Source organism: Psychrobacter sp. HD31, assembly GCF_051097895.1.
Lineage (GTDB): Bacteria > Pseudomonadota > Gammaproteobacteria > Pseudomonadales > Moraxellaceae > Psychrobacter.
The window spans coordinates 449,691-471,833 of the sequence record NZ_CP142525.1; the positions used below are offsets into that span (position 1 = coordinate 449,691).

A 22,143-nucleotide genomic window follows, 5' to 3' on the forward strand; every position below is an offset into this window, starting at 1 on the left:
GATATTTTGGCTTATTTAATTACTATCATAAAAACTAACATTAAAAAATGGCAACCTTGTGAGTGAAATTTTATCTATATCTAGTTTGTTAAATTCTTTGTCATTTCTACACTTTGCTGAGTGGGGGATTCTCCTCCATTTGGTGGTTGTCGTTGCGTTGATTATCCGCATATTATGGGTGCAAAAAAATACAGGTATTGCCATTGCTTGGCTAACAATTATGTTTGCTATCCCTGTTATTGGTGTCATTGGTTATATTTTGATTGGTGAGCCAACGATTGGCAGACGTTATCAACAGCGCAGTGAACGCACTAAAAAGCTTTTACAGCAAATTCCTGCCAATAACCTTTTGCAAATTAATCCTCAAAAACAAGATACGCTTAACCCACTTATTGACCAAAAATATACTGGGCTAAGCCAGTTTGGCGAAACACGTACGGGTTTTGCTGCCAGTGCTGGGCATAAGCTACAGCTTTTAACAGATGTTGATGTGTTGTTTGATAAGCTGATTGCAGATATTAACCACGCCAATCAATTGATATTGTTGGAATTTTATATTGTTTATCCTAAAGGGCGTGTTTTAGAGGTGTTTGAGGTACTAAAAGCTGCGGCAAAACGAGGGGTGGAATGTTATTTACTTGCCGATAGTGTTGGTAGTTTTGGTTTATTTTCAGGCAATACGGCAAAAAATCTGGAAGCAGCAGGGGTTGAAGTCCATCAGTCTATGCCTGTTGGCTTGTTTAAAACATTGTTTAAGCGCACGGATGTGCGTAATCATCGAAAAATTGTGGTTATTGATGATAGCATTGGCTATACAGGCAGCTTTAACCTTGTAGACCCTCGCTATTTTAAACAAGACAAAAACCTAGGGCAGTGGGTCGATGTTGCTATGCGTGTTAAAGCTTATCAGCAAAACAGTGTGGTGGCAGCCATGGCAGGTGTGATTGTTACGGATATAGGCGCAGAAAGCAGAACAAATTTTGCTACATTGCAAGAGCGCGTGAATAGCTATACGCGCCGTTTAAATTTAACCAAGCCAGCAATTAATGATGTCAATAACAAAGCGAGTGTACTGGATACCCCAGATGATGACTATGATACGAGTGTGCAAGTACCAAATCAGCCAGCTGAATATAATGTGGTTGCGCAGCTCATTCCATCTGCACCGCAAATGACAGCCCATGTGATTTATAATACGCTCGTTAATGCCATTCATAGAGCGGATAAAAAGATTTGTATTACCACCCCTTATTTTGTGCCAGATGAATCATTAATGGGCGCATTAACCACGGCATCAAGACGTGGGGTGGCTGTAACCTTAATCATACCTAAAAAAGTAGATTTCTTTTTTGTGCAGCATGCTTCACAAGCATTTTATCAAGAGCTGTTAGAAGCTGGCGTTACCATAGCCTTGTTTGATGCAGGGCTTTTGCACGCTAAAACAGTGGTGATTGATGACAGTTATTGCCTATTTGGTACGGTAAATATGGACATGCGCAGTTTTTATTTAAATATGGAGGTTAGCCTGGCGATATACTCTCCTAAAATGGTGGCTCATGTTGCCGAATGCCAACAAACTTATTTGCAATATTGTGAGATAATGTCTCTTGAATCTTGGCAAATAAGACCTCGTATATTACAAGTTTTTGATAATGGTATTCGCTTATTTAGTCCATTATTATAGTGTTTTTTAGTTTTATTATTTTTCTTTGTTCTCTTATATATCAAATCGCCGTAGGATAGCTTCATGATTAGCCGCCCACCTTTTTATTATCGTGTTGCCATCAAAAGTTTGGCACCGATTTATCGCCATATTGTTAAGCGCCGTTCTGGCAAAAATAGCAATTATGCCGATGAAGTGGCAGATAGATTTGGAATGCGTTATACAGGCAAATTAGACGTTAACGAAACACCATTAGAAACGTCGTCTTCTGCCTTAAATGACCTATCAAAAACCCATGCTAGTAAAGCCTCTATCATTTGGTGTCATGCGGTCTCTTTAGGAGAAACTAACACCATTGCGCCTGTTTTAAACCTATTAATGGCACAAGGCTATCGTATATGGTTGACCAACACCACCCAAACTGGTTATGCAAGGGCACAAAGGCTGTATGCCAATCAAATCAATGAAGGTAAGTTATTTCATAGTTATGTGCCTATTGATACGCCGCCAATCATTCGTAAATTTTTAAATTATGTCAACCCTTGCGCGGCGCTGTTTGTAGAAACCGAACTATGGGCTAATACGCTACATTTGCTCGCTGTAAAAGATATCCCTGCTATTTTGGTAAATGCACGTTTATCAGAAAAGTCTTATAAAAATTATAAAAAAATAGCAAAAACCAGCCAGAGTATGATGCACAATCTCAGTTTGATTATCGCTCAAGATGAGCTTTCTGCTAAACGTTTTAGGTGCTTGGGTGCCAAACCTTCTCAAATCCGTGTGGCTGGCTCATTAAAATGGACAATTAACGCAAAATTAAATCATGATGATATAACTCATAACCCATCAGCAAAAAGCAGCTTTGATATGCACAGACCAATTTGGGTAGCTGCCAGCACCCATAGTGGAGAAGAGTCAATTGCACTGATGGTTCAAAAGCAGTTGATTGAACAAGCCCAAACAGCCAATGCATTGTTGATACTTGTACCTAGGCACCCCGAACGTTTTGATGAAGTGGCGCAATTAATCGAAGCGTTTGGTTTTAGCTATGCACGCCGTAGTGATGTGGTGTTACCAAAGCAGCATTGCCAAGTATATTTGGCAGATAGCATGGGTGAATTGATGCAATGGTATAAAACGGCAGATTTGGCTTTTGTAGGGGGGTCATTAGTGAATGTCGGGGGGCATAACCCTGTTGAGGCTTATGTTAGTGGCACACCGGTGGTGATGGGGCAGTTTACTCAATCTTGCCAAGGCGTTGTTGATGACTTAGTGGCAGCAGATGCAATGGTTCAGCTTACAAATGCTTATACCCATAAAAAAGGTAAATCACTAGATAAACCCATATTAAATCAAGCCAGCACCGCTTTGTTTAAGCCCGTTTTTTATTGGTTAACTCACAAAAATGTGGCAACACAAGCAGGAGAGGCTGGTCGACAATTAATGCATGATAATCAAGTCATTTTATCGCAACAAGTTGGCATGATTAATGAAGTGATTGAAGCCAAAAATCAAGCACTGTTTGAGTATTTGGGATAATTAAAACTAAAGTTACCAGCTATGAATATTTTGTTATTGCCACCTAAAACCATTGAAAATAACCAAGCCATTATTACCGACATTATGCAATGTCAGCATGTTAAACAGGTGTTAAAATCCAATGTTGGCGATGTAATTAAAGTAGGGCAGTTAGGTGGAAAAATAGGCACAGCCAACGTTAGTCAAATAACGGATACAAACATTGTTTTAAATAATGTTAAGCTAACGCAACCTCCACCGAGTAAGCTTAATTTAACGGTTATTTTGGCATTACCACGCCCCAAAGTTTTGCGTCGCCTGATTATGGATATGACGGCGATGGGCGTTAAGCACATTATTTTAGTCAACAGTTATAAAACTCAAAAAAGCTATTGGCAAAGTCCAATGCTTAATCGTCTTGATGAGTTTGTGTTAGAAGGCTTACAACAGGGTGTGGATACCATACCGCCAAAAATTGAGCTGAAAAAGCGATTTAAACCATTTGTAGAAGATGATTTAGCAGGACTAATGAAGCATTCTGATAACAGTAGTGATGTAGCAGGGCTGGTAGCTCATCCTTATACAAATAATAGCTGGTATGATTTTTTTAATAAGGCTATTAAACAAGATACAGGCTTGCCACCTGTTTTATGGATAGGCGCTGAGGGCGGTTGGATAGATTATGAAGTAGCACTGTTAAAACAGCATGGTTGCTTGCCTGTTTCATTAGGGCAACGTATTTTGCGTACAGAAGCGGTTGTTAATAATATGGTTGGATTTTGGGGCATGGTGTAACGAGCCGAAACTGTGATGTCAGCTTAGTATATTGCAAAAACAATTACAAATATTAATTTTGTTGAAAACAATTCTTATTAATACTATAATCCACATTAAGTTTTAATGGATTGCCATTAAAACGGTTTTTGCAGTCTTATATATTTTATTTGTGGTTGCCAAATAAGGTGAACTTTTCACAAATAAGGATTTGATAAAAGGTTAACAATATGTTTCAACAAAATACAACATCAAAAGCAGTAACACTTGCTTTAGCAGGCTTTGGTTTAACAATGGGCTTAGCAGCTTGCCAACCAAAAGCAGAAGAAAAAGCAGAAGAACATACACATGAGCATGCAGATCATGAACACGCCCATGAAAATGGTGAAGCACATGAAGGTGCTGAAGCTACCGCAGCGGCACCATCAACTGATGTGCCAGTAACCATTTATTCTTCTCGTAAAGAACAGCTAATTCAACCATTACTTGATAAGTATATGGAAGAAACAGGTGCCAAAGTTGAGTTGGTAACAGACAAAGCTGGTCCTTTAATGGAACGCTTAAAAGCTGAAGGTGAAAACACTGAAGCAGACATGCTGCTAACAGTTGATGCGGGTAACTTATGGAAGGCAACAAACGACGGTTTGCTACAACCAATCACTTCAGAAGTTGTTGAAGCAAACGTTCCTGCAAAATTCCGTGACCCACAGGGTAACTGGACTGGTTTGTCACTACGTGCTCGTACCATCTTCTATAACCCAGAAACTGTTAAACCAGAAGAGCTATCAACTTATGCAGATTTAGCTGATCCTAAATGGAAAGGTAAGCTTTGTTTACGTACCTCTAAAAAAGTTTACAACCAATCTTTAGTGGCTAGTATGATTGACCACTTAGGTGCAGAAAAAACAGAAGAAGTTGTTAAAGGTTGGGTTGCCAACTTAGCAACAGATGTATTTAGTAACGATACTAAGATGTTAGAAGCTATTGCTGCTGGTCAGTGTGGTGTTGGTATTGCTAACAGCTACTACTATGGTCGTAAAGTTGCAGATGAGCCAAACTTCCCAGTTAAAATCTTCTTTGCTAACCAAGATACAACGGGTACACACACTAACGTATCAGGTGCAGGCGTTGTTAAAAACTCAGACAATGTTGCAGGTGCGCAACACTTAATCGAGTGGTTATCATCTGACAAAGCACAAGCTGTATACGCAAGTGCTGATAAAGAATACCCAGTTAAAGAAGGCGTAGAAGTTTCTGAGCTATTGGCTTCTTGGGGTGATTTCAAAACTGATGACATTAACGTTGCCAAATTTGGCGAGTTACAGGCTGACTCTATCAAGCTAATGGATAAAGCTGGCTATAAATAAGCCGTCAGTTTTTAATGATTAAACTAGCAAGCTGTAATAATTATCATTTTTGCTAGTTAAAAATCTAAAAAGGCTCTATACTTAACGGTTAGAGCCTTTTTTATAGCTGCTTGTTTGTTTATTTTTGTTTTAATTTTTGGATACCGACTTTGTACAGTAAACAACAAAAAACTCCTCGCTTTTTTGCTAAGTTAATATTAGCTACCATCTGTATTTTTATTTTAGTGCCCATTATGGTTGTTCTGTTTTCTTGGAGCAAACCAATGGCAGATATCTGGCAACATTTAGCAGAATATGTTTTGCCCAGTGTGCTAAAAAACACGTCAATTATGTTGGCGATGGTGCTTGTAATAGCCGGTACGCTTGGTACGGTTTTAGCTTGGTTTACTAGCATGTACCAATTTTGGGGGCAAAAGTTTTTTAGTTGGGCATTAATGTTACCACTGGCGATGCCTGCCTATGTTTTATCTTTTGTTGTGCTAGGTATGTTAGATTTTAGTAGCCCATTACAAACCGCCATGCGTGAAGCAGGTATTAGTTGGGCATTGCCTTCTATACGCAATATTTGGGGTGCTGGTATCATCATGTCGCTTAGTTTTTATCCCTATGTTTACTTACTGGCTCGCCAAGCATTTTTGTCTCAAGGCAAAAGGGCAATCGAAGCTGGGCAAATGCTGGGGCTTAATCGTCGCCAAGTATTTTTTAAACTTGCGTTACCACAAGCTTTGCCTTGGTTAATTGGTGGGCTGCTACTTGCTTGTATGGAAACACTGGCAGACTTTGGCGCAGTTTCGGTTTTTAATGTAGATACTTTTACCACTGCAATTTATAAAGCATGGTTTGGCTTTTTTAGTTTAACGACAGCGGCACAGTTGTCTGCCTTGTTAATTGTTGTGGTATTTTTTATTGTTATTTTAGAGCAATATTGGCAGTCGTTAAGAGCGAATTTAGCAACTGGCGATAATAGACGTTTAAGGGCATCATTACCAGCGCAAATTTTTATGTTTGTACTGTGTACACTCGTTTTTGTATGTGCATTTTTATTTCCCTTTATTCAGCTGTGTGTCTGGACATATCAAAACTTTGCAATAGATTTTAATCGCCATTATTTAAGCTTTGTTAAAAATAGTATGGTTGTTGCTACTAGCGCAACTTTGTTGGTTGCCGTTATTGCTGTTGTTATGGCATGGCTTAAACGTGCACTGGCTGACAAAAGCAGTAAGGTTTTAATTGCACTGGCTAACTTGGGTTACGTTGTCCCTGGTACTGTGCTTGCCGTTGGTGTTTTTGTGCCTATCGCATGGCTAGATAATCAATTAATAGGCTTGGGTATTACAAGTAAACCAGTTGTTTCTGGCAGTGTTTTTGTTATGATTATTGCCTTAGCAACCCGTTTTTTAACGGTTAGTTTTCAGCCTATTGATAGACAATTACAAAGGCTGAGTGATAACCAAGAGTCTGCTGCTAGGTTATTAACCGATAGTAAGTTAAAAAAGCTGACACAAGTTATTTTGCCTGTATTGCGCCCAGGTATTTTAACGGCATTATTAATTGGCTTTGTGGAGGTCATGAAAGAAATGCCAATTACTTTAATGACACGTAGTCAAGGTTGGGATACCTTAGCCGTTAGGGTGTTTCAGATGACAAGTGAAGGCATGTGGGGTAGGGCAGCTTTGCCAAGTTTGTTAATTGTGTTGGTTGGGTTGTTACCCGTTTGGATTCTCATCCACCAAACAGATAAACTAAAATAAACCGTAGAGAATTTTAAATAAGACTTGATGAAGAGTAAATAATGGAACCAGCAAAAAGTACAGCAAACACAACTGATGTAAAAGATATAGAAGCGATAGATGCATACTTTTCTGTAAAAGACTTAGCGGTTAGCTTTGATGATACGCCAATTGTTAATGGCTTAAGCTTAAGTTTAAGTAAAGGAGAAATAGGGTGTTTACTTGGGTTTAGTGGCTGTGGCAAAACCACGGCACTGCGTGCAATAGCTGGGCTAGAAGAAGTGCAAGCTGGTACCATTCGTTTAGATGGTAAAATTTTAACGCAAGTCAATAACAAGAAAAATTCGCACTTTAAAAAGTTTGTGGCACCAGCCAATCGTAATATGGGCATGGTTTTTCAGGATTATGCTTTATTTGGGCATTTAACAGTTGCAAAAAATATTGCGTTTGGGCTGAACAAGCTTAATAAACAAGACAAGGCAAAACGAGTTCAACAAATGCTTGAACTTACCCAATTAACGGCACATGCACACAAAAAGCCACATCAACTCTCAGGTGGGCAACAGCAACGAGTTGCCTTAGCAAGAGCACTTGCCCCAAAGCCAAAATTATTATTGTTAGATGAACCATTTTCTAACCTAGATGTGGTATTACGTGAAAGCCTTGCTGCTAATGTGCGTGACGTACTTAAGCAAACAGAAACGACGGCAATTTTAGTGACTCATGATCAACACGAAGCTTTTGCCATTGCCGATAAAATTGGTATTATTCATCAAGGTGTGATTGAACAATGGGCAAAACCGAGCGATTTGTACCATTTGCCAAGCAATCCTTTTGTTGCTGACTTTATTGGCGAAGGTGCGATGATTGAAGGCATTATTAACAATAAACAACTACACACCAGCTTAGGTGATATTTATAAAGTACATGAGCCTACTGGTTATGGTGATACAGGGTTAACTTGTGATTTTTACAACTATCCTGATAATACAAAACTAAAAGTATTGATTCGCCCAGATGATGTTGTGCATGATGACCACAGCGAAATGACTGCTTTGGTGATTGGACGGGTGTTTCGTGGCGCTAACTATTTGTATCAACTGCAGCTTGATGATGGGCAAATTGTCTACTCGCTGATCCCAAGTCATCACGACCATGAGCTTGGTACGCATATTGGGATTAAAGCAAACCTAGAGCATGTGGTGCTTTATGAACAGATAAGTAATTAGTTTTTGATGGACAAATAATGCAAATAGCGTCCCATCCATTTAAATGGTTCTTGATGACTGTATTTGACTTCCATATCAATAACTGCTGCTGGGTTTGCAAGTCCACCTTGCTTGCTGAGAGTATAGTCACTAAAAACACGCAAACCAGATACCTGAATGATGGTATGGTTCTTTTTTAGCCAAGCGGCAACTTGGTCTTTGTCAACGGGGTGATTCGGCGTTAAACTTTTTTTATTGTCTGCTTGTGTGTTGGCTTTATCGATGATATTAAAATTACCCATCATTAAATTACGATATATAAAGCTGGCAGGATTATAAAAACAAAGCGATAAATAACCACCATCTGCAAGCCATCTATCTGCAAATTTGATAAACGCTTGTGGTTCTGCTAGCCACTCTAAAACCGCATGATTTAAGATTAAATCAAACTTACCCTGTAGTTTGTTATCTAATGCTTGATAAGGGCAGGTATGCCAATGAACATTTAACTTGTTAATATCTTCAATAGATTGTTTTGCTTTATCTAACATGTTTTTTGAGATGTCATTAATAACCACCTCATGCCCAAGTGTTGCCAACTCTAGGCTCAGTTGAGCCAAACCAGCGCCTACATCTAATATTCTCAATGGTCTTTTATGCTGTTCGCTTAGTTTGGCAACGATTTCATGCAAATCTTTACGTAATACTGCCAGACGGATTTGCCCTTTTAAGCTACCGTATACTTTTTTATCAAAATGTTCGGCAACATCATCAAAATTACGGTCTTTCCGCTTATCCATGATTGTTATGGTTCACTCTGTTTCTATTGGGTATTTCTACGTTTAGCGTACGCTCTAAAAATAAATTTAGATAAAATAATGACGCCAAAAGCGGTGAGCATAAAAAACCACATGCCATTGGTGGTTAATTGCCCTTTAAAACGTGATGCCAGTTGAAACGATAATGCCATTGCCAAAATTAAAGAACCCCAGCGAAACAAGGGAATCGATTTATTATCACTGTTTGGAAAGGTTCTGGCATAGTCTGCCATAAAGCTATATACCATCATTGCTAGTATCCAAACTATTGCAAGTAATATTGTCATATTAATACCTAAATTATCTTGTAAAAAACTTTGGTTATTTTAGCTGATATCATAAAAATACGATAGCATAAAAAATTAGGTTAAAACCCCAATAAAAATAGGGTAAAATGGCATTTTGTTTTTCAAAAGGTATTGAGTATGTTTCAACTTCTGCCATTATTTTTAGCATACATTATGTTTGCACTGGGTTTGCAATTAAAGTTTAACGATTTTGCGCCTGTGGTTACCATGCCAAAAGCATTGTTAATTGGTTTATTTAATCAGCTGGTATTAGTGCCTGTGGTTGCTTTTGCTTTAGTTAGTTTATTTAACCCGCCACCAGAAGTTGGTTTTGGGGTGATGCTGTTAAGCTTTTGTGCAGGTGGTATTACCAGTAATTTAATGAGTTATTATGCTGGTGGTAGAGTGGCACTGTCTATCGTATTAACGGCAATTGCAAGTATGCTTGCTATGGTAACCGTTCCTTTGCTAGTGCAGTATTTTTACCCAATGTTTTTTGAAAGCTTGCCACAAAACTTTGCAGTGGGGATTTTGGCTGTTAGGGTTTTATTAATTACAACAATACCTGTAATTTTAGGTATGGTACTAAACCAGTTGTTACCAAATTTTGTTGCCAAATGGCAGGGTAAATTACAAAAAATTGCGACAATTTTATTTGCTATTATGGTGATAGGGGCCGTTGTTAATAGCTGGGATATGCTACAAAAACAATTGGTGCATATTGGTGGCTTGGTGCTTATCATGGCATTAGTATTGTTGTTTGTAAGCTTTAGTTTCGCCAAGTTGATGGGGCTGGATTTTGCAAACCAAAAGACGATTGCAATTGAAACCAGCCTACAAAATGGTGCAATGGGTATTGCTTTAGCGCCACTTATTGCTGGTGTAACGGGTGGGTTGCCTGCTTTTGCGATTCCATCGGCTATTTATGGTGTATTAATGAACGCAGTAGTATTGCCATTTGTTTTTTATCATTATTATAAACTGGCCAAAACGTCTACTGTTAGAGATGTGCACTAATTTATTCATCCTGTATGGTTTATTATCTATTGTAATAAACCATACAATTGTGCTTAGCAGTTTGATAAGGACTAACTTAAACCTAAATATAAGCTTAGCGTCTGTATTCCCCTCTGTGTCTGTTTAAAAACCATCCTTCCTAGTCTTTTAAACTTAAGTCTTTTTGCACTTTTTATGCTATAATTTAATGATTATTTTTTTACATAAAAACCATAAAAAACACCTTAATTTTTAGTCAGTAATTAACCCATTGGTTATGCTTTAAAAAGATAGGTTTCAAGGAGTTTGTATGAGTGATTCGGTTAGCCCGATTGCCATTGTCGATGAATTAAAACAATCCTATTTAGATTACGCAATGAGCGTTATTGTATCGCGTGCTTTACCAGATGTGCGAGACGGTTTAAAACCAGTACACCGCCGTGTTATGTATGCCATGCACGAGCTATCAAACGATTACAACAAGCCTTATAAAAAATCTGCCCGTGTGGTGGGTGATGTTATTGGTAAATACCACCCACATGGTGATACGGCAGTTTATGATGCGATTGTGCGTATGGCACAGGATTTTAGCTTGCGTTATACCATGGTAGATGGTCAAGGTAACTTTGGTTCAATTGATGATGATCCACCGGCCGCTATGCGTTATACCGAAGTACGTATGACCAAGCTTACGCACCAAATGCTTGCTGATTTAGATAAAGATACCGTGGACTGGGAAGCCAACTACGACGGCTCAGAGCAAATGCCAAGTGTTCTGCCAGCTCGTATCCCTAATTTATTGGTAAATGGTGCAACTGGTATTGCAGTTGGTATGGCAACCAACATGGCACCTCACAATTTAACAGAAGTATTAAATGCTTGTTTAGCGTATGCAGACAACCCACATATCAGCGCTGAAGAATTAATGAGTCATATCTCTGGTCCAGATTTCCCGACGGGTGGTGTTATCCATGGGCGAGCTGGTATACGTGATGCTTATTTAACAGGTAAAGGCCGCTTGCATATCCGTGGTCGTTATCATATTGAAGAAATGGCAACCAGTGGTGCGAATAAAGAGCGTGAGCGTATTGTATTTACCGAAGTCCCTTATCAAACCAATAAAGCCAAACTTATTGAACGTATTGCCGAGCTTGTACGAGATAAAAAGCTAGAAGGTATTAGCGAGATTCGTGATGAGTCTGATAAAGATGGTATGCGTATTGCCATTGACTTAAAACGTGGTGAAGTATCTGAGGTGATTGTCAATAACCTGTTTTTACAAACAGCGTTAGAAACCAGCTTTAGTATCAATATGGTTGCCTTAGATGAAGGTCAGCCAAAGTTAATGACGCTACGAGAGCTGATTGCTGCCTTTGTTCGACATCGCCAAGAAGTTGTGACACGCCGTACCATTTATGAACTTAACAAAGCCCGTGCCCGTGGTCATTTATTAGAAGGCTTAACCGTTGCGTTAGCCAATATTGATGAAATTATTGAAACCATTAAATCATCAGCAAACCGTGGTGAAGCAAGAGAAAAATTATTAGCCGAAACATGGGAGTCAGGTGGTGTCGTTGCCATGCTAGAAGCAGCAGGCAGTCAATCTTGCCGTCCTGAATTTATAGAAGGCGAAGATCCAAACAACCCATTTGGTTTGATTGATGATGGTCAACGTTATCGTTTATCGCTAGAACAGGTTAATGCAATTTTAGAGATGCAGTTGCATCGTTTAACAGGGCTAGAGCAAGATAAACTAACCGAAGAATATCAAGATATCTTACGTGAAATTGCACGTTTGGAATCTATCCTTGCTGATTTTGATAAATTGATGACAGTTATCAAAAATGAGATGCACGAAATTTTAGATAGCTATGGCGATGAACGTCGTACTGATATTGTAGACAGTCGCGCTGATTTTAGCCGTGAAGATTTAATCCCTGAACAAACAGTGGTAATGACGGTATCTCGCACAGGTTATGCCAAAACCCAACCAATTGGCGATTATGTTGCCCAAAAACGTGGTGGTAAAGGCAAATCTGCGACCAGCATGAAAGAAGATGATGTGATTGATCATCTGGTTGTGACATCAACCCATGCAACCGTATTATGTTTTACAGATAACGGACGTGTGTTTAGCTTACGTGGTTTTGAAGTACCATTAGCAAGCCGTGGTTCTCGTGGTCGTCCTTTGGTTAATTTAATTAAATTAGATACGGATGAAAACGTAACAACCATCTTACCAATCCCGCAAGTCAGTGCAACCGAAACGGATGAAGAAGAAACCGAGATAAACAATCAGTATGTATTTTTTGCAACCGCAAAAGGTACGGTTAAGCGTGTTGAATTAGCGCTGTTTAGTAACATCCGTTCTAATGGTTTGATTGCAATTGGGCTTGAAGAAGACGACAAGCTTATTAGTACTCGTATCACTAATGGTAATCAGCAAGTGATGCTGTTTGCTTCTAGTGGTAAGGCAATACGGTTTAATGAGCAAGATATCCGTGTAATGGGACGTACAGCCAAAGGCGTGCGTGGCATGCGTATTGCTAAAAATGAAGCAATTAAATCTATGGTTGTGATTGATGATGACATTAAAGAAGTATTGATTGCTTGTGAAAATGGCTTTGGTAAACGAACTCAGATTGAAGAGTTTAATGCCCAAAACCGTGGCGGTGGTGGTGTTATTGCCATTAAGACCAGTGACCGAAATGGGGCACTGGTGCGTGCGGTTAAAGTGACAGATGATGATGATGTTATCTTAATTACTAACAAAGGGACACTTGTGCGCACGCCAATTAAAGATATTGCTAAGGCGGGGCGTAACACTCAAGGAGTGACGTTAATCCGTGTTGCAGATGATGAAAAACTGGTATCTATGGCTCGTGTAGAAAATGAAGAAGATGTCAAGGTTGAAGGCATTGAAATAGACGAGGCAGAAATTGCCCAAGTTACTGAAAGTAACAGCGTACAAGATGAAGAATGATTGATTAAAATGGTGGCTAAATAGTCGCCATTTTTTATTTAATCTCCACGGTTTAAATAAAGCATGGAAAATGTATTAGTCAGTAGCTGCTTATTAGCAAAAAAAGTCAGATATAATGCAACTGATGTCAAAGCTAAAGACATAAGCTTTACTCTTATTGTTAACAAATGGTTAGCAGACAATCGGGTAATCAGCATTTGTCCAGAAGTTGATGCAGGGATGAGTATTCCAAGACCTTCTGCTGAAATTTTTAGAGGCGATGGGATGGATGTTTGGCTAAACGAAACAACTGTTTATGAGAACTATGGTAAAGATGTCACAGCAAGTTTTAAACAAGGCGCTACTAACGCATTAAAAATTTGTATAAAGCATAATATAAAGGTAGCAGTCTTAACAGAAAATAGTCCGTCTTGTGGTAGCAGATACGTGTATGATGGATCTTTTAGTGGCAAAAAGATAGAAGGCGTTGGTGTTACAACTGCCTTATTACAACAAAATGGGATTATTGTTTTTAATCAAAATGACATTATAAAAGCCCATCACTATTTATTAACTCTTGAATCAAATAATATAAACCAATAATTTAAAAAAAGGATACATGATGCTACATCTACACCACTTAGAAAATTCACGCTCTCTTAGAATTGCTTGGCTCCTTGAAGAGCTTAATTTAGATTATAAATTAACGGTATATCAGCGTACAAAAGCAAACTTGGCACCCAAGAGTCTGGAAAAAATTCACCCAATGGGTAAAGCACCTATCTTAGAAGTGGATGATAAGGCTTTAGCAGAGTCTGGATTTATTATTGACTACTTACTTAAACATCATGATACAAAAGGTACTTTAAAGCCAAATGATGGTAAAGCATGGGAAGACTATACGTATTGGTTTCATTTTGCAGAAAGCAGTGCCATGCCAAACTTGGTAATGAGGTTAATTTTTAGTAAGGTTGTTGAACGCTCACCGCTTGTGATACGACCAGTTGCTAAAAAAATACAAGCATCAGTAGAAGAATCTATGATCAGCGGTAACATTAATAAAATGCTTGATTTGATGGATCAACACTTATCAGCGAATAAATGGTTTGCTGGCAATGAGTTTACAGCAGCTGATATTCAAATGTATCTGGTTGGGGTGGGTGCAAATGCTCGCAATAGCTTGGATAAAACTAAATATGCCAATATCTTAAATTGGCTAAAACGTTGTGAAAGCCGTGATGCATTTTTAAAAGCGGTAGATAAAGCGGGTAAGCTTGATTTTTAATTTAGCTATGTTATGTATGGGTATTTGAAAGCAATTAAATACCCAATACTTTTAAAATGAAAACTTAGATAAAAAAGCTAATAATGGCAATAATAGTTGCAATTACAGCGATGGATATAAATAATTTTTGCTTGCTTTTAAGCTCGTTAACTTGAGTAGAAAGTTTTTTGTTTTCGATATTAGCAACATCTAACTGTTGATAAAGGGTTTGAATTTTTTGTGCGTTATCAGCATGGGTTTTTTTGCTGGTATCTTTAATATCTTCTTGTTTAGTTTTGTTTTCTTTGTTTTTTACCAAGCCAAATATATTACTAATACTCAGCTGTTTCATAAAGCTTTTAACTAAATCAACTTGCTTAGCTTCTCCACGAAACTGCAGTTTTTCAACAGTGGCTTCTTTATTAGAAAAAATAGAGGTAAATATTTGAAAGCTGTAAGCATTAATAATAACGTCAGGTTTTTGTTTGTCTGCTGGCAGCTGTGTATCAATAAGAAGCCCTTTAAAGGTAAAGCTAATGTAAACCTCTTCATGTGGCACATAGCTACGTATACAAACCACCGTATTGTTTTGTGCAAGTGGATAAGCAGCTTGGCGCAACTTAGAATCAAACCGTAAAATTAAACCCAATGCCGACTCTAAAACAACCAAAAGAGCGGTTAATAAGGATTGAGGAAGATTAGTTTGATTCATGAAAATAACCTATATTGATTTTGGTGTTTATCTTAGAGATTTATTAAGGTCTGGTCAAGTTTTATCATTTTCTTTATTAATTTAAAATATTGAATAATAAATTCGCTACAGCCCTTTTAAACAGAGGATTTATGCGAATTTTGTATATTTTTTACACAATACGGCGGATTTCTTAGTAAATTTACGATATTTTACTTGCACATTTATAAAATGCTTGATATAAATTCATTATTGTTGTTAATTGGCTAAGCCCTTGCTGGTTGTACAGTTTAATACACAGCTTAATTTAGCATGGCTATTTTATAAATTTAACAACCTATGTTTAGCGGTTTCATTAATATATTTTTTAATATAAATATATCAAATGAAACCGCAAATTTTGAGGATTTTGAAACTCTCTTATAGAGTTTCTGGTTATTTGACCAGTTAGTTTGTATTTTTTTTAAAATTACTGGTTTAGTATATTGCTTTATTATAGTGGTGAAGGTTACAATACCGTAACGGTCACGTATTTCATTGAAGGAAATAGTTATGAATAAATCTGAATTAATAGATAGCATTGCTGAGAAAAGCGGTCTTAACAAAACTCAAGCTGGTGATGCTTTAAATGCATTTATGGAAACTGTTGGTAAAACGCTAGAAAAAGGCGACAGTATCTCTTTAGTTGGTTTTGGCACTTTTAGTGTAAAAGAGCGTAAAGCGCGCACTGGTCGTAACCCAAGAACTGGTCAAGAGCTAAAAATCCCTGCAAGCAAAGTTCCTAGCTTTAAAGCAGGTAAAGGTCTTAAAGATCGTGTAAACTAATTTGTTTGCAATCTATAAGATTTAAGAGCGCACATTTTGTGCGTTTTTTTATTGTCTGCATTTTGGTAAAGAGATAACAAAGCCTAACCTTGTATTATCAACTTATCGTAATCAATGGTATACTAATAAGCTAAATTGTTTAGCTAGATAGCTAGTTTTTTAACACTTATAAATTATTATTTGATTGAATTATGGACAAATTAAGAGATTTCTTAAAAAGTAAGATGGGGCAGTTGCTCATGGCATTATGCCTCATTCCGATGGCATTTTTGGGTTTTAGTGGTTCTTTTGGTGGCGCTAGTTCTGATCCAAATACAGTTGCAACAATAGGCAAACGTAGCATTACAACGAATGAGCTACAAAATGCGATAACCAATTATCGCCAAGCCTTGATTGCACAGGATGCCAATGCAAGTCAAATAAATGAATCGGTTTTAAAAGATCAAGCATTGCAAGATTTAATTAATAGTGACCTATTGGTTCAGCAAGCTAATAAGCTTGGTATGGGCTTATCGGATAAAACGATTAGTATGATTTTGCAAAAGCAAAGAGTATTTCAAGATGAAAACGGTGAGTTTTCTAATGCGCTATTTGCAAACTTTTTAAAAACTCGTGGCATTACTAAAGATCAGCTGTTTGATGAGCAAAGAAGCCAATATGCACTCAATCAGCTAAATAGAAGTATTGTCAGTAGTTCTATTTACCCAATTTCAGCAATTAATAGCTTTATAAACTTGCAGCTGCAAACGCGTAATGTGTGGTTACATAGATTTAATTGGCAAGACTTTGCCAATCAAGTGACTGTTAGTGATAACGAGATTAATGACTACTATCACCAGCATCAAAATGACTTGCAAAGTATTGCTATGGTAGATTTGTCGTATATTACTTTAACACCTGAAGAGATTAATGTTGAGGCAGTGACAGATGAAGAAATGAATCAACAATATGAAGCTTATAAACAAGAGCTGAATATTGATGATATGCGTGAAATTAGCCAAATTTTATTAACTGGTGAGGATGCGGGTAGTAAATCTCAAGAAGTGATACAAAAGCTTGCGGATGGTGCTAAATTTGCTGCTTTAGCTAAAGCATATTCTGATGACCCTTCGGCTGAAAATGGTGGTGATATTGGTCGTTTTAATGCGGCGGTATTTGGTAATGAAGCCAATAAGGTGAAAAAAGCATTAAATGGTCTCAAGGTGGGTGACGTTAGTAAACCAGTTACCACCAGTTATGGCATACAGATTTTTACAGTAACCTCTAATAATAATGATAAGATTCCGAGTATTGATGATGTTCGCCCAGAACTAGAAGATAGGGCAATACGCTATAAACGTGAGCAAGCTTTTTCTGATAAAGTCACACAGATTAATGAACTAGCAGTGAATGGCTATAGTATCCAAGATATTGCAGATCAAGAAAAAGTAACGTTTAAAACAATTAAAGATTTTCAAGAAGAAGATAACCAAACAGAACTTGGTCAACCAATTATTATTGAAAAAGCTTTTGATGATAATATTATTCAAGAACAGGCTGTTACGGCAAATATTAATGTTAATAGCAAAACATACTGGATACAACCTGTTAATTATCGTCCAATAAAATCGCTTTCTGCCGAAGAGGCCACGCCAGTTATTAAAGCGTTATTAACGAAGCAAAAAGCTTCTAAACTTGCTTTACAAGAAGCGCAAACAACAGCAAAAGCAATTATATCTAAAGAGGATATGACGCAGCAAAAGGTTAAATTTTCGGCACTTGGTAGTATTAACCGTCAAAGCCAAAAGCTTTTAGAAGCAGAAAAAGCAGTTGCTTTTTCTCAAAAAGCACCGGATAGTGGTGTGATTTCAATATCTGCCCTAACTGATTTGGGTGCGAGTGTGCTTGTTGTGGATAAAGTTAATGAGGTAGAGCAATCGCAATTAAGTGATATAGATCAGCGTCAAACGGCTTTAATTGTACGTCAAAACCTTGGTCAAAGCGATTTACAAGACTACCTTGAGTATTTGCGAATTACACATGGTGTAAAAATAAATGAAGAAGCAATACATTCTGGTACGCTTTAAGCCAAAATAAAGTTAAATTATTATAATTAAATTAACGTTATCCAATAAATAAGGTTGGTATTTTTAATACCAACCTTATTTTTATTGTGTAAATTGACTATGGGTGTTAATCCTATTATTAATGACGGAAATGACGCATACCGGTAAATACCATGGCAATACCATGCTCATCAGCAGCGGCAATGACTTCGTCATCACGGATTGAACCACCTGGTTGGATAACAGCAGCAATACCGACTGCAGCGGCATTGTCTATCCCATCACGGAAGGGGAAGAAAGCATCTGATGCCATGATGGCACCTTTTGGTGTTAAACCTGCATGCTCTGCTTTAATACCAGCAATACGTGCTGAATTAACACGGCTCATTTGTCCGGCACCAATACCAATGGTGCGTTTATCTTTACCATAAATAATGGCGTTAGACTTAACGTATTGGCATACTCTCCAACTAAACAACATGTCTTCTAGTTGTTCAGGTGTTGGTTTAACTTTGGTTACTACTTTTAAGTCTTCAATGCTAATGTCATCTAAGTCTTGATCTTGAACCAGCATGCCACCTTGCACACGTTTGTAGTCTAGCTGACCTTTACGCTCGCTTGGTGTTGGTAGTTCACCACAAGTGAGTAGGCGTAGGTTTTTCTTAGAGGCAATGATTTCTGTTACACCATCTTCAATACTAGGTGCAATGATAACTTCTGCAAATTGGTTGGCAACAATGGTTTCGGCAGTTTCTTTTGTAAGCATGCGGTTAAAGGCAATAATACCACCAAATGAAGACTCTGGATCAGTGCTAAATGCAGTTGTGTAAGCTGCTTTTTGGTTGTCATTAATAGCAACCCCACATGGGTTGGCGTGTTTAACAATCACACAAGCTGGGTCTGCAAATGATTTTACACACTCTAATGCGGCATCTGTATCGGCAATGTTATTGTATGACAGTGCTTTACCTTGCAGTTGTTTGGCAGTAGAGATACTGGCTTCTTGAATATCTGTTTGGGTATAAAAAGCAGCATTTTGATGAGGGTTCTCACCATAACGTAGTGACTGCTTGTGTTGCATCTGTACATTAAAGGTATTTGGAAACGCCTGAGTTTTTTCACCTTCGTTATTACGTGCACCTAAAAAGTTAGCAATCATGCCGTCATAGCGTGCTGTATGTTCAAATGCTTTTACTGCAAGTTGGTATTTTGTGGCGGTAGTTAACGATCCATTAGCGTTAATCTCTTCAATTAATTTAGGATAATCATTGCTATCTGTCACAATACCGACGTGTGCATGATTTTTTGCTGCCGAACGAACCATGGTAGGGCCACCAATATCGATGTTTTCGATAGCATCTTCCATAGTTACATTTGGATTTGCAATTGTTTGGGCAAATGGGTATAGGTTAACAACCACTAAATCAATAGCACCAATGCCATGCTCTTGCATGACTTCATCATCAATACCACGACGCGCCAAGATACCACCATGAATTTTAGGGTGTAATGTTTTTACACGCCCTGCCATCATTTCAGGGAACTCAGTATAGGCAGATACTTCAGTAACGGGAACCTGATTTTCTTGTAGCAATTTATAAGTGCCACCAGTAGAAAGCAAAGTATAATCAGCTTTTACAAGCGATGCTGCAAATTCAACAATGTTTGTTTTATCAGAAACTGATAAAAGGGCATAGCGGGTAGTCATTAAGTGCTCCTAATAAGTTAATGTTTGGTTTGTTGCAAATTAAAAGGTTGCTGTAAATAGTTAAGTAGAACTTTTTTAACTATCATTTAAAAAGTTTAAAGCATGTCATACGCTGCCATTTTTTTTCGTAAGGTACCACGGCTTAATCCAAGAACTTCGGCACTCTTACTCTGGTTGCCTCTTGTAACCTCCAAAACCACTTTTAGCATCGGCTTTTCGATTTCTTTAATTACAAGGTTGTACAAATCTTTTGGCAGCTCATCTTGTAATTCGGCAAAGTAATGACGGATTGTATTTTCTATATAAATAGATAAGGGAGTATGAGTTACTTTACCTTGTACTGTGGTTGGGTTAGGGCGATTTGAACTGTGTGTCGTGGTCATAATTTATCCCAATAAAAAGATGAAAAAACGATATAAACAATATTAAAAGAACATAATCAAAAAACTATCGGCGTTGACCAGATAGTCGCTGCCAATGGCTGTCATCTTGTTTGACATAGGCATGTGCGGGTTCTAATGAGAAAAACTCATTATAAACAGCGTTTACTTCTGATAATTGCGACTCTATTAACCCTGATAAAACTATTTTACCGTCTTGTTTTATCAAAGTAGCAAAATATGGACAAAGTGATATGAGTGGTTTTGCTAATATATTAGCGGTTATGATATCGGCAGGTAATATATTTTCATTTTGCTCACAAAAGTCAGTAAATGCTTCTGGTAAAAAGGCTTGTAGCTTATCTGCTACCTGATTTCTATCGGCATTTTGATTGGTTGCAATCACTGCTTGAGGATCAATATCGACAGAATAGACTTGTTTTGCCCCTAACAACAAGGCTGCAATGCCTAAAATACCTGAACCACAACCATAATCAATAATGGTTTTGCCTGTTAAATCTTGCTCGGTTAACCAGTCTAAACAAAGGCGAGTTGTGGCATGATAGCCTGTACCGAACGCTAAACCAGGATCCATAATAATGTTGGTTGCATCAGGCTTAGGTGGTGTAATCCAATTTGGTACAATCCAAAGGTTATTAGCACATTCGATTGGATGATAATTTTTCATCCATTCTCGTTCCCAATTTTTGTCTTCAACTTCAGATAGCCAAACACGGCTTGCGTCTACCTGTGCTGCAATTTGGTGTGCCACTTCTTCAAAATTAATATCTAAGCTTGCATCAAATATGGCCGTTATAATCACGTCATCCCAAAGTGGCGACTCACCAGGCATAGGTTCAAAAAGAGGTTGGTCACCGGCATCTTCCATCACAATGGATAATGCTTGAGCCTCCATTAAAAAAGTTTCTGCCATTTCTACTTGAGAGTTAGCACATTGTAAGTGTATTTGTTGCCAAGCCATTTAGTATCCTAAATAATTTATTAAAGTGAATAGTTGTTTGTTAGCGTAAAGCACGCTGCGCTTCTTTTATCTTTTGGATATCATTACGCATTTGTGCAGAGTGTAAAATAATCTTCCATAAAGACTGTCTAACTTCAGTTTTTTTTGCAACGGTTAAACCACGTCTTGCCATTGCTTCTGCCTTTACTGCCTCTCCGCGTTTGATTGCAATTTGACCTAAATAAAAATAAGCCGCCGCTGTTTGAGGGGATAGCCGTTGCGCATGAGTAAAGCTGGCTTCTGCATTGGCGAGTTGCCCAGACTTTAATTGCTGTATTCCTGTTGCCATTAAGTTACGATAAGCGGGTATGTCTTTTACAGATCCAACTGAATTTGTGCTGGTTAGTACATTGGTATTGCTATTTGTTTTTGCCCGTTTTAGTAGGGCTTCTTCAATCCGCTGTTGTTTTTGTTGAGGTGTTTCTGTTATGACGGATGGTAAGGTGTGTGATGGCTTACTAGGTGTTATCTCAACGGTTGATGGCTTAGGCTTATTTGCTGAATGAATTTTTTGTGTATTTTGATATGCTTTTGGTAAAGGCTGGTTTACGGGTATTTGTGGGTTAGTTGGCTGATTATGAACTGGCAGGTTGATTTTTGGGTGTTTATTTGGCTGTCTAACAGTTGCTTGCTGGTGGTTATCATTAGGTTGATATGGCTGCAACTGTGGTTGTGACTGTGTTGTTGTTTGAGGTACAGCTTGACAAGCAATTAAACTAGATGAAATTGCAATACCAGAAAACAGCCTAATTAAATGTTTATTTTTTACTGGGTTAATACGGTTTTTTGCATAAAAACAGTGGTTTTGCATTTTAAATTAAAACCTGTAAAGAAAGAAATAACTAACAAGCTTGATTATACATGATTTTTAGCAAGTGTTTATATT

The 22,143-nt window shown here is 37.8% G+C and carries 19 protein-coding genes; 12 read left to right on the forward strand and 7 right to left on the reverse strand.

The genetic code is table 11. The features are described from left to right. Positions 1–58 precede the first annotated feature (58 nt). The 6 genes from VH441_RS01885 (at position 59) to VH441_RS01910 (ending at position 8,281) form a co-directional block, all read left to right on the forward strand. Complete coding sequence (locus VH441_RS01885) at positions 59–1,684, forward strand: phospholipase D-like domain-containing protein (RefSeq protein ID WP_434353797.1); 1,626 nt, start codon at positions 59–61, stop codon at positions 1,682–1,684. Positions 1,685–1,747: 63 nt separating this feature from the next. Beyond that, positions 1,748–3,202, forward strand: a complete 1,455-nt coding sequence (locus VH441_RS01890) for a 3-deoxy-D-manno-octulosonic acid transferase (RefSeq protein WP_434353798.1) — start codon at positions 1,748–1,750, stop codon at positions 3,200–3,202. A gap of 21 nt (positions 3,203–3,223) precedes the next feature. Then, the gene (locus tag VH441_RS01895; protein ID WP_434353799.1) at positions 3,224–3,976 is read left to right on the forward strand and encodes a 16S rRNA (uracil(1498)-N(3))-methyltransferase; all 753 of its coding nucleotides are present in this window, start codon (positions 3,224–3,226) and stop codon (positions 3,974–3,976) included. A 209-nt stretch (positions 3,977–4,185) separates the two neighbouring features. Continuing rightward, complete coding sequence (locus tag VH441_RS01900) at positions 4,186–5,322, forward strand: Fe(3+) ABC transporter substrate-binding protein (protein ID WP_434353800.1); 1,137 nt, start codon at positions 4,186–4,188, stop codon at positions 5,320–5,322. 263 nt (positions 5,323–5,585) lie between these two features. Further along, positions 5,586–7,073 (forward strand): ABC transporter permease, encoded by a 1,488-nt coding sequence (locus VH441_RS01905; protein WP_434353801.1) that lies wholly within the window; start codon positions 5,586–5,588, stop codon positions 7,071–7,073. Between the two features lie 41 nt (positions 7,074–7,114). Continuing rightward, positions 7,115–8,281: an ABC transporter ATP-binding protein gene (locus VH441_RS01910; RefSeq protein ID WP_434353802.1), complete on the forward strand. Its 1,167-nt coding sequence runs from the start codon at positions 7,115–7,117 to the stop codon at positions 8,279–8,281. On the opposite strand, the gene VH441_RS01915 is transcribed toward VH441_RS01910, so the two are convergent. Both VH441_RS01915 and VH441_RS01920 read right to left on the reverse strand, forming a co-directional pair. Beyond that, positions 8,278–9,060: a methyltransferase domain-containing protein gene (locus VH441_RS01915; protein WP_434353803.1), complete on the reverse strand. Its 783-nt coding sequence runs from the start codon at positions 9,058–9,060 to the stop codon at positions 8,278–8,280. The two genes, VH441_RS01910 and VH441_RS01915, sit on opposite strands and share 4 nt — an antisense overlap. A 23-nt stretch (positions 9,061–9,083) precedes the next feature. Further along, on the reverse strand, positions 9,084–9,365 hold the full coding sequence (locus tag VH441_RS01920; RefSeq protein ID WP_434353804.1) for a hypothetical protein: 282 nt from the start codon (positions 9,363–9,365) through the stop codon (positions 9,084–9,086). Positions 9,366–9,503: 138 nt separating this feature from the next. On the opposite strand from VH441_RS01920, the gene VH441_RS01925 reads away from it, so the two are divergent. The 4 genes from VH441_RS01925 to VH441_RS01940 all read left to right on the forward strand — a co-directional run bounded on the left by VH441_RS01925 (position 9,504) and on the right by VH441_RS01940 (position 14,608). Beyond that, positions 9,504–10,382 (forward strand): bile acid:sodium symporter family protein, encoded by an 879-nt coding sequence (locus VH441_RS01925; RefSeq protein WP_434353805.1) that lies wholly within the window; start codon positions 9,504–9,506, stop codon positions 10,380–10,382. 289 nt (positions 10,383–10,671) lie between these two features. Next, a complete protein-coding gene (gene gyrA / locus VH441_RS01930; protein ID WP_434353806.1) occupies positions 10,672–13,344 on the forward strand; it encodes a DNA gyrase subunit A in 2,673 nt (890 codons plus the stop codon). Between the two features lie 63 nt (positions 13,345–13,407). Further along, the gene (locus tag VH441_RS01935; RefSeq protein ID WP_434353807.1) at positions 13,408–13,926 is read left to right on the forward strand and encodes a DUF523 domain-containing protein; all 519 of its coding nucleotides are present in this window, start codon (positions 13,408–13,410) and stop codon (positions 13,924–13,926) included. A gap of 16 nt (positions 13,927–13,942) precedes the next feature. After that, positions 13,943–14,608, forward strand: a complete 666-nt coding sequence (locus tag VH441_RS01940; protein WP_434353808.1) for a glutathione S-transferase — start codon at positions 13,943–13,945, stop codon at positions 14,606–14,608. A 64-nt stretch (positions 14,609–14,672) separates the two neighbouring features. Here the strand turns inward: VH441_RS01940 and VH441_RS01945 are convergent, their stop codons facing one another. Next, positions 14,673–15,299 (reverse strand): hypothetical protein, encoded by a 627-nt coding sequence (locus tag VH441_RS01945; RefSeq protein ID WP_434353809.1) that lies wholly within the window; start codon positions 15,297–15,299, stop codon positions 14,673–14,675. Between the two features lie 531 nt (positions 15,300–15,830). Between VH441_RS01945 and VH441_RS01950 the strand changes: the two genes are divergently transcribed. Both VH441_RS01950 and VH441_RS01955 read left to right on the forward strand, forming a co-directional pair. Then, the gene (locus VH441_RS01950) at positions 15,831–16,103 is read left to right on the forward strand and encodes an HU family DNA-binding protein (protein ID WP_434353810.1); all 273 of its coding nucleotides are present in this window, start codon (positions 15,831–15,833) and stop codon (positions 16,101–16,103) included. A 191-nt stretch (positions 16,104–16,294) separates the two neighbouring features. Then, the gene (locus tag VH441_RS01955; RefSeq protein ID WP_434353811.1) at positions 16,295–18,169 is read left to right on the forward strand and encodes a SurA N-terminal domain-containing protein; all 1,875 of its coding nucleotides are present in this window, start codon (positions 16,295–16,297) and stop codon (positions 18,167–18,169) included. 118 nt (positions 18,170–18,287) lie between these two features. Here VH441_RS01955 and purH read toward each other — a convergent pair whose 3' ends face one another. From purH to VH441_RS01975, 4 genes are all read right to left on the reverse strand, one after another. Next, positions 18,288–19,856 carry a bifunctional phosphoribosylaminoimidazolecarboxamide formyltransferase/IMP cyclohydrolase gene (gene purH / locus VH441_RS01960; RefSeq protein WP_434353812.1) on the reverse strand — a complete coding sequence of 523 codons (1,569 nt, stop codon included), beginning with the start codon at positions 19,854–19,856 and terminating at the stop codon, positions 18,288–18,290. Positions 19,857–19,951: 95 nt separating this feature from the next. Next, on the reverse strand, positions 19,952–20,239 hold the full coding sequence (locus tag VH441_RS01965) for a helix-turn-helix domain-containing protein (protein WP_434353813.1): 288 nt from the start codon (positions 20,237–20,239) through the stop codon (positions 19,952–19,954). Positions 20,240–20,303: 64 nt separating this feature from the next. Beyond that, complete coding sequence (prmA, locus tag VH441_RS01970) at positions 20,304–21,218, reverse strand: 50S ribosomal protein L11 methyltransferase (RefSeq protein ID WP_434353814.1); 915 nt, start codon at positions 21,216–21,218, stop codon at positions 20,304–20,306. A 40-nt stretch (positions 21,219–21,258) separates the two neighbouring features. After that, a complete protein-coding gene (locus tag VH441_RS01975) occupies positions 21,259–22,068 on the reverse strand; it encodes a hypothetical protein (RefSeq protein WP_434353815.1) in 810 nt (269 codons plus the stop codon). Positions 22,069–22,143: the final 75 nt, after the last annotated feature.

Bases quoted from the DNA above. Each gene is read 5' to 3' on its own strand.
- VH441_RS01890 (WP_434353798.1), top strand. From the start codon at position 1,748: ATGATTAGCCGCCCACCTTTTTATTATCGTGTTGCCATCAAAAGTTTG.
- VH441_RS01895 (WP_434353799.1), top strand. From the start codon at position 3,224: ATGAATATTTTGTTATTGCCACCTAAAACCATTGAAAATAACCAAGCC.
- VH441_RS01900 (WP_434353800.1), top strand. From the start codon at position 4,186: ATGTTTCAACAAAATACAACATCAAAAGCAGTAACACTTGCTTTAGCA.
- VH441_RS01905 (WP_434353801.1), top strand. From the start codon at position 5,586: ATGGCAGATATCTGGCAACATTTAGCAGAATATGTTTTGCCCAGTGTG.
- VH441_RS01910 (WP_434353802.1), top strand. From the start codon at position 7,115: ATGGAACCAGCAAAAAGTACAGCAAACACAACTGATGTAAAAGATATA.
- VH441_RS01915 (WP_434353803.1), bottom strand. From the start codon at position 9,060: ATGGATAAGCGGAAAGACCGTAATTTTGATGATGTTGCCGAACATTTT.
- VH441_RS01920 (WP_434353804.1), bottom strand. From the start codon at position 9,365: ATGACAATATTACTTGCAATAGTTTGGATACTAGCAATGATGGTATAT.
- VH441_RS01925 (WP_434353805.1), top strand. From the start codon at position 9,504: ATGTTTCAACTTCTGCCATTATTTTTAGCATACATTATGTTTGCACTG.
- gyrA (WP_434353806.1), top strand. From the start codon at position 10,672: ATGAGTGATTCGGTTAGCCCGATTGCCATTGTCGATGAATTAAAACAA.
- VH441_RS01935 (WP_434353807.1), top strand. From the start codon at position 13,408: ATGGAAAATGTATTAGTCAGTAGCTGCTTATTAGCAAAAAAAGTCAGA.
- VH441_RS01940 (WP_434353808.1), top strand. From the start codon at position 13,943: ATGATGCTACATCTACACCACTTAGAAAATTCACGCTCTCTTAGAATT.
- VH441_RS01945 (WP_434353809.1), bottom strand. From the start codon at position 15,299: ATGAATCAAACTAATCTTCCTCAATCCTTATTAACCGCTCTTTTGGTT.
- VH441_RS01950 (WP_434353810.1), top strand. From the start codon at position 15,831: ATGAATAAATCTGAATTAATAGATAGCATTGCTGAGAAAAGCGGTCTT.
- VH441_RS01955 (WP_434353811.1), top strand. From the start codon at position 16,295: ATGGACAAATTAAGAGATTTCTTAAAAAGTAAGATGGGGCAGTTGCTC.
- purH (WP_434353812.1), bottom strand. From the start codon at position 19,856: ATGACTACCCGCTATGCCCTTTTATCAGTTTCTGATAAAACAAACATT.
- VH441_RS01965 (WP_434353813.1), bottom strand. From the start codon at position 20,239: ATGACCACGACACACAGTTCAAATCGCCCTAACCCAACCACAGTACAA.
- prmA (WP_434353814.1), bottom strand. From the start codon at position 21,218: ATGGCTTGGCAACAAATACACTTACAATGTGCTAACTCTCAAGTAGAA.
- VH441_RS01975 (WP_434353815.1), bottom strand. From the start codon at position 22,068: ATGCAAAACCACTGTTTTTATGCAAAAAACCGTATTAACCCAGTAAAA.